The organism is uncultured Methanobrevibacter sp., assembly GCF_905235195.1.
Classification (GTDB): domain Archaea; phylum Methanobacteriota; class Methanobacteria; order Methanobacteriales; family Methanobacteriaceae; genus Methanarmilla.
The window spans coordinates 1-7,196 of sequence record NZ_CAJOKH010000068.1; the positions used below are offsets into that span (position 1 = coordinate 1).

At 27.1% G+C, this 7,196-nt stretch carries 5 protein-coding genes and 1 pseudogene; 3 read left to right on the forward strand and 3 right to left on the reverse strand.

Annotated elements, in window-relative coordinates:
- Window positions 1–201 precede the first annotated feature (201 nt).
- On the reverse strand, window positions 202–957 hold the full coding sequence (locus tag QZ146_RS07900) for a hypothetical protein (RefSeq protein WP_295723309.1): 756 nt from the start codon (window positions 955–957) through the stop codon (window positions 202–204).
- A gap of 469 nt (window positions 958–1,426) precedes the next feature.
- On the reverse strand, window positions 1,427–1,657 hold the full coding sequence (locus tag QZ146_RS07905) for a KEOPS complex subunit Pcc1 (protein WP_295723310.1): 231 nt from the start codon (window positions 1,655–1,657) through the stop codon (window positions 1,427–1,429).
- 414 nt (window positions 1,658–2,071) lie between these two features.
- On the opposite strand from QZ146_RS07905, the gene rplJ reads away from it, so the two are divergent.
- From rplJ to mfnA, 3 genes are all read left to right on the forward strand, one after another.
- Window positions 2,072–2,554: a 50S ribosomal protein L16 gene (gene rplJ / locus QZ146_RS07910; protein ID WP_295723311.1), complete on the forward strand. Its 483-nt coding sequence runs from the start codon at window positions 2,072–2,074 to the stop codon at window positions 2,552–2,554.
- Between the two features lie 314 nt (window positions 2,555–2,868).
- On the forward strand, window positions 2,869–5,157 hold the full coding sequence (ppsA, locus tag QZ146_RS07915) for a phosphoenolpyruvate synthase (protein WP_295723313.1): 2,289 nt from the start codon (window positions 2,869–2,871) through the stop codon (window positions 5,155–5,157).
- Between the two features lie 179 nt (window positions 5,158–5,336).
- Window positions 5,337–6,503 (forward strand): tyrosine decarboxylase MfnA, encoded by a 1,167-nt coding sequence (gene mfnA / locus QZ146_RS07920; protein WP_295723314.1) that lies wholly within the window; start codon window positions 5,337–5,339, stop codon window positions 6,501–6,503.
- Between the two features lie 99 nt (window positions 6,504–6,602).
- Here the strand turns inward: mfnA and QZ146_RS07925 are convergent.
- Window positions 6,603–6,932 (reverse strand): annotated as a pseudogene (locus QZ146_RS07925) (dihydroneopterin aldolase family protein).
- Between the last annotated feature and the right edge of the window lie 264 nt (window positions 6,933–7,196).

Sequence of the window (7,196 nt, forward strand, 5' to 3'; positions counted from 1 at the left end):
GGTGCTAAAAGACAAATAAAATCAAATAATATAAAATGGATGGAAAATAATGTTTCAGGACTTAAATAAATTTTTATCAGTTAAATTTTTTACAGTCCCATAATTTGGATAATAAGTAGAATAATAGAATGATAATGGAAATAGTTTAAAAATTGAATATAAAAAAAGTAAAAAATAGTTAAAAAAAGTATAAATTAAATTTTATGAACTACCAAATAAACTTCCAAATAACTTTCCAGGGTCTGTAAATAATCCTGTTATAGCATCAAGGAAAGTTGGATAGCTAGATGATAATACAAACAAGTATATTATATAGAATATTACAAGTAAAATTAAAATTACAAGTAGAGCTGTAAGTAAGATATCTACGTTTGAATAAGGTTCCTTGTTTCTTCTTGAACGTTTGGGAACTTTATGGAAATTTCTTCTTCTTGATAATGAAGTATTTCTTTCGTGTTGTGGGGTCCATTCCTCATATATTCTTGAAGGTATTTCTTCTTCATAATAGTCTGGCATTGGAGCAATTTCTTCAAGGTCTTTATCAAGAGCTAATTGCTCTTTAAGGGAAAGCTCTTGTTTTTCAGGTTCATCATAATAAAGATCCTCTAAATATTTTTCATATTTATCTTCTATGTTTTGTTGCTCATTTTGTGGAGTATATGATTCTGTATATGCAGATGGAGATTCTTGGTTTATTGCACTTTCACTTCTGATATTTTGAGCCTCTACAACTGGTTCAGGCGCACTTTGAATATTTTCAGGTTCTTTAATTTCTTGTGGGCTATCCTTTACAGGTTCTGAAACTTTTTGAGATAAGTTATCACTAATTAAAGTATTTACACAATCTTTACATAAAATATTTCCACCAATTTCCATACCACATTCTGGACAAATTGGTTTTCCGCAGATAGCACAATTATTTGTACTTTCTCTATCTTCATGATAATAACATTTCATAAATTTAACTCCATCTTTTTTTTAGGCTCAAATTATTTTTTAAGTATTATTAAAAAATTAAGTATTCAAACATTTAATTTAACTATATTTATAATAATATATAATTGTAATGTTTTTTAAAAACAATTATCTGATTGTTATTTCTTTTGTTTTCCTATTTTTTTTATATTTTCCCTAAAAATTCTTAAATTATAAGTTTTAATAAATTGAATATTTGTATTTTAGAGTTATTATTTAAAATATCATAATATATTTTTAATATATTATTTATGATTATTTTTTCTTTATATTTAATTATATTTTGGCTATTTTTATAAATTATTTTTAATTATGGGGCTTTTTTTAATTTGGAATATTTTTATTAATTTTTTATATAATAGATTTTATTATTAATTTAAGTTTAAATTTTTAAATTTGGCCATAATTTTATTTTTAATTTTTTATTATTCTCATTATTCTTACTTGATTTTTAATTTTTTGAACTTTGAATAATTTCTTCAAATAAGATTTCATTTGCAATAAGGTCATCTGTAGTATTTAAAAAGGTTCCAAGTGAATTACTATTAATTTCAAAGTCAATAATATTCTCATTGAGTTGAGATTTTACAAATCCTTCATTATCTACATTCAATGTTTCAAAACTTATTTCTGCAGATTCTTTTTTAATATATTTTATTTTGAGAGTAGATTCAATTTTCATATTATCATTGTATTTTTTAATTATTTTTTTAATTTTTTAATAAATTTTTCCCATTCTTTTAAAGGTCTAGTAAAAAAATTCCTTATAATATTTTCTATTTTAGCTAATAATTTTTATAATATTGTTTATAAAATTCCTAATTTTTTAAACAAATTATTATAATTTTTTTCATGGGATAATATTAATATACTACTAAATATATACTATTTATTAATATTATTTTTATAAATACTTATTTTATAATAACATTTATTAATGGTTAATTAAAAACAAATAATTATTCTATCTAATTACTATTTCATAGGTAAATATATTTTTTATAATTTTTACTTAAATTTTATATAGCTTTATTTATAGCTATTTATCATTAATAATTAGAAGTCTATTTGTATAAAAATTAAAAGGAGGATTATCATGGTTCGTGCTTATTCAAGAAGAGAATATATTAGAAAAACCCCTAATTCAAGGATTGTTCAATATGATATGGGTAATTTAAAAGACGAGTTTCCAATTTCTGTATCTTTAGCTGTAAAAGAAAATGCTGAAATTACTCACAACTCATTAGAAGCTGCAAGGGTTGCAGCTAACAGATTTATGCAAAGGAAAGCAGGTAGGTATGGTTACCATATGAAAATTAGAACCTACCCTCATCAAATTGTAAGGGAAAATCCTATGGCAACTGGTGCAGGTGCAGATAGGGTTCAAAGTGGTATGAGAAATGCTTTTGGTAAAGCAGTGAGTGTAGAAGCTATTGTTAAATGTGGTCAAAAAGTTATTACTATTGACTGTAATAAAACTAACTTTTTAGATGCTAAAACTGCTTTAAAAAGAGCTTCTATGAAATTACCTGCAAGAACTAGAATTATCATTGATAAAGGTAATGAACTAGTTTTATAAATTAATTTAAATTCTTAATTTAGTATTATTCATTTAGTTAAAATTTGTATGATTCTGTTTTTCTACAAAATATTTAACTAAACAATATTGTAAAAATTTATTAGGATATTAATTTTAGTTTTTAAATTAATTTAATAATTTTTTTTAAAAATTAAAATCAAAATACTATTTTTTTTACAATTTTTGTTCCAGATGTTTGTATGTAAATTTCACTTGAATTTTAAAACAGATTCTCAAACTACAATTTTATACTTTATTGAATATTTTAAAAATTATTTTCATAAAATAATTATTTTAAAAAGAGGGAAATACTAATGTTTGTTGCAAAATTTGAAAAAATAAGTAAAGATGATATTGATATTGCAGGAGGGAAAGGTGCTAACTTAGGTGAGTTAACACAAGCAGGTATTCCAGTACCTCCAGGTTTTGTTATTACATCTGAAACTTATGAAAAATTCATGAAAGACACTGAAATTAATACAACTATTATGGATATACTTAAAAATACTGATGTTAATGATACTAAAGCTCTTCAAGAGGCTTCTGATAAAATTAAAGAAATTATTATTAACACAAGTATGCCTCAAGATATTGAAACCTTGATTGTAGAAGCATATAATCAATTGTCTCAATCTGTAGATGAAGATGATGCTGATGTGGCTGTAAGGTCATCAGCTACTGCAGAAGATTTGCCTGATGCATCATTTGCAGGTCAACAAGATACATATTTACACGTTAAAGGTATAAGTCAAGTATTAGAATATGTTCAAAAAGTATGGGCTTCATTATTTGAAGCAAGAGCTATTTTTTATAGGGAAGAAAATGATTTTGACCATGAAAAAGTATACATTGCAGTTTGTGTCCAACAAATGGTTCAAGCTGAAAAAGCAGGAGTAATGTTTACTGTTAATCCATCTACTGGTGAAGAAGTTGCTATGATTGAAGGATCATGGGGACTTGGTGAATCTGTAGTTTCTGGTGATGTTACACCTGATCATTATGATGTAGATAAAAAATCTGGTAAAATAGAAAATCTCACTGTTAGTGATAAAAAATTCATGTATATTAATGATGATAAAGGAACTAGTTTAAAAGTAGAAGTTCCTGAAGATAAACGTAATGAAAGGGTTTTATCAGATGAAGATTTAGAAAAATTACTTCATATGGCAAAAACAATTGAAGATTTATATAAAAAACCTATGGATACTGAATGGGCAATGCAAAAAGGTAATCTTTACTTATTGCAAGCTCGTCCTATTACTACATTGGATAATATTGCTGAATCTAGTCAGTCTGATTCTGCTACTGATTTAGATGTTATTGTTAAAGGTTTAGGTGCAAGTCCAGGTATGGCAGCAGGTTCTGTTAAAATCATTTTTGATTTAGATGAGCTTGATAAAATTGAAGATGGTGACATAATGGTTACTGCTATGACTACTCCTGATATGGTTCCTGCAATGAAAAAATCAGCAGGAATTGTTACTGATGAAGGTGGAGTAACTTGTCATGCATCTATTATTTCAAGAGAACTTGGAATCCCATGTGTTGTAGGTACTGGTGAAGCAACATCTACTTTAAAAGATGCTCAAGAAGTAACTGTTGATGGTAAAAAAGGTTTAGTTTATGAAGGTCTTTTAAAAACTGAAGAATCTGTATCAAATAGTATGGAAGTTCCTGCAATTCAATCTCAAGCTCCAATTATTACAGTCACAGATGTTAAAGCAAATGTAAGTATGCCTGAAGCTGCAAAAAGAGCAGCAGCAACTGGTGCTGATGGTGTAGGTCTACTTAGGGCAGAACATATGATGTTAGGTCTTGGTGCACACCCTAAAAAGTTCATTGATGATGGAAAAGAGGATGAACTTATAGCAGCTTTAATTGAAGGTATTATCACTGTTGCTGATGAATTCTATCCAAAACCTGTATGGTATAGGACTATGGATGCTCCAACTGATGAATTTGTAACAATGGAAGGTGGAGAAAATGAACCTATTGAACACAATCCTATGTTAGGTTGGAGAGGAATAAGAAGGGAATTAGACGAACCGGAACTTATTCAATGTGAATTTAAAGCTATTAAAAAACTCCATGAGAAAGGTTATACTAATGTTGGTATTATGATACCTTTATCTCAAAGTGTAGCTGAACTTAAAAAAGCAAAAGAATTATGTGCTGAAGTTGGCCTTACTCCACAAAAAGATGTTGAATTTGGAATGATGGTAGAAACTCCAGCAGCTGCTTTAATTATTGAAGATTATATTAAAGAAGGAATTGATTTTGTAAGTCTTGGAACTAATGACTTAACCCAGTATACTTTAGCTATTGATAGAAACAATGAGTTCACTGCTAAAAACTATACAGAAGAACATCCTGCAGTTATGAAATTAATTGAAAGGACAATCAAAATCTGTGTTGAAAATGGTGTTACATGTAGTATTTGTGGTCAAGCAGGAAGTGTTCCACACATTGTTGAAAAATTAGTAGGATTTGGAATTACTAGTGTTTCTTCAAATGCTGATGCTATAAGTGATGTTAGAAAAACAGTTGCAAAAGCAGAACAAAAACTAATTCTTGATGCTGCTAGAGCACAATTAAAAAAATAAGAAATTTTTCTTATTTTTCATAATTTTTTTTTATTTAAAATATTTATTTTTTTTAATACCAATAATTTAATTTTTTTTTTATAAGAAAGTTATAGTTTACTTTTATTTTTAGATGATTTTTAATGATTAGTTATATTTTGTTGTTTATTATCATTATATTTTATTTTTGAGGTAATTTTATGGACAATAAACCTAAATCTAGAGAAGAAATTTTTAAAATTTTAGATAAGTATCAAGAAAAAGATATGAATTATTCTGAAGGTAGAATTCTAGGTTCAATGTGCACTGAATCAGAATCTATTGCACAATCAGTCTTTTATAAATTCATCAACTCAAATTTAGGTGATCCTGGCCTATTTAAAGGTACGAAAATTATAGAAGACCATGCTATAAAGCTCATTGGTTCTCTACTTTCAATTGACAATCCTTATGGTCATATTGTAACTGGAGGTACTGAAGCAAATCTTATGGCAATGAGGGCTGCCAGAAATTATGCTCGTAAGTATAAAAATATTAATAATAGTGAGATAATCATTCCTAAATCGGCTCATTTTTCATTTAAAAAAGCAGCCGATATTTTTGGATTAAAAATTGTTGAAGCAGATATGCGTGAGGATTATAAGATTGATGTAAGTAGTTTAGAATCTAAAATTACTAAAAATACTGTAGCTATTGTTGCAATTGCAGGTACAACTGAATTAGGATTAGTTGACAGTATAGATAAAATTTCAGAAATTGCTAAAAGAAATAATATTTATTTACATGTTGATGCTGCATTTGGAGGATTTATCATTCCATTTTTAAAGGATGCAGGTTATGATTTTCCAGAATTTGATTTTTCACTTGAGGGTGTTTGTTCAATGACTATTGATCCTCATAAAATGGGTCTTTCCACTATTCCCTCTGGTTGTATATTGTTTAGAGATAAAAAATATTTAGATGTTATGGTTGTTGAATCTCCCTATTTAACTAAAAAAAAGCAATCTACTATTGTAGGAACTCGTAATGGCGCATCTGCCGCTGCAACTTATGCAGTTATGGAATATATGGGGAGAGAAGGTTATACTAAATTTGCATTAGAGGCTATGGAGAAAACCAACACTTTAAAAGAAGGACTTTTAAAAATGGGCTATGAAATAGTAACAGAACCAGAACTTAATATAATTGCATTTACTCATCCTAATATTGATGTTAATCATTTAGCATACCTTTTAGAAGAGAAAAATTGGAGAGTTTCTATATCTGCTTACCCTAAAGCTATCCGTATAGTAATTATGAGACATGTTACATTAGATAATATTAAAGAATTTCTTGCTGATTTGAAGTGTATTGCTGATAATTTTTAGAAATAAATTTATTTATTTTGATTGTGTTTTCACATATAAAATATTACGAATAAAATTATTCTTCTTTAATATTTTCAACATACATTAAAGGTAATTTAACTATTCAATAAATTCTATTCGATCACAGTAGTAACATTATCCAGTTTTGTGTATATTTTTATATCAAGATATCTCCATTAAGAGAGGTATATTCAAAATCACTTAATGCAGAATTTAATCGGTTTAGATCTATTTTTGTATTTACTTTTTCAATTGCAGGTTGAAGTTCAAGAGATTCCTTCATCGCTTTTTTTTAAAACTTTTTGCAGATTCTTTATTTACAGCTGTTCCAATATATTGGTGAAATAAAGCTCCCATTGTAATGGCCCCCTCAAATATAGCCCTTTCTCTTGAGCTTATGTTTGAAAAATATTTTTCATTTACGTTTATGTTTATCCTCCAAGTGTAAATATTTGATTTAAAAATTTGATTTGTGATATGGATAGTTATAGTCTGCTGGAACTACTTTAGAATTATAAACACTATAATTTAACTCTCTATATTTGACCATTCTAAGACTACTTCTTCATCTATCACAATTTACATAATTAAATCATATAGGGTGCTAGATAGAGCAAAATTTTAAGAGTGATATTTGCTCTTCTTTTTTGTTGATTTTTAGTTTTTGTTGGTCTGTTTTTAATGGTGCCTTTG

Excerpts from the sequence above, each read along its gene's own strand:
- mfnA (WP_295723314.1), top strand. The coding sequence starts at position 5,337 with ATGGACAATAAACCTAAATCTAGAGAAGAAATTTTTAAAATTTTAGAT.
- rplJ (WP_295723311.1), top strand. The coding sequence starts at position 2,072 with ATGGTTCGTGCTTATTCAAGAAGAGAATATATTAGAAAAACCCCTAAT.
- QZ146_RS07905 (WP_295723310.1), bottom strand. The coding sequence starts at position 1,657 with ATGAAAATTGAATCTACTCTCAAAATAAAATATATTAAAAAAGAATCT.
- ppsA (WP_295723313.1), top strand. The coding sequence starts at position 2,869 with ATGTTTGTTGCAAAATTTGAAAAAATAAGTAAAGATGATATTGATATT.
- QZ146_RS07900 (WP_295723309.1), bottom strand. The coding sequence starts at position 957 with ATGAAATGTTATTATCATGAAGATAGAGAAAGTACAAATAATTGTGCT.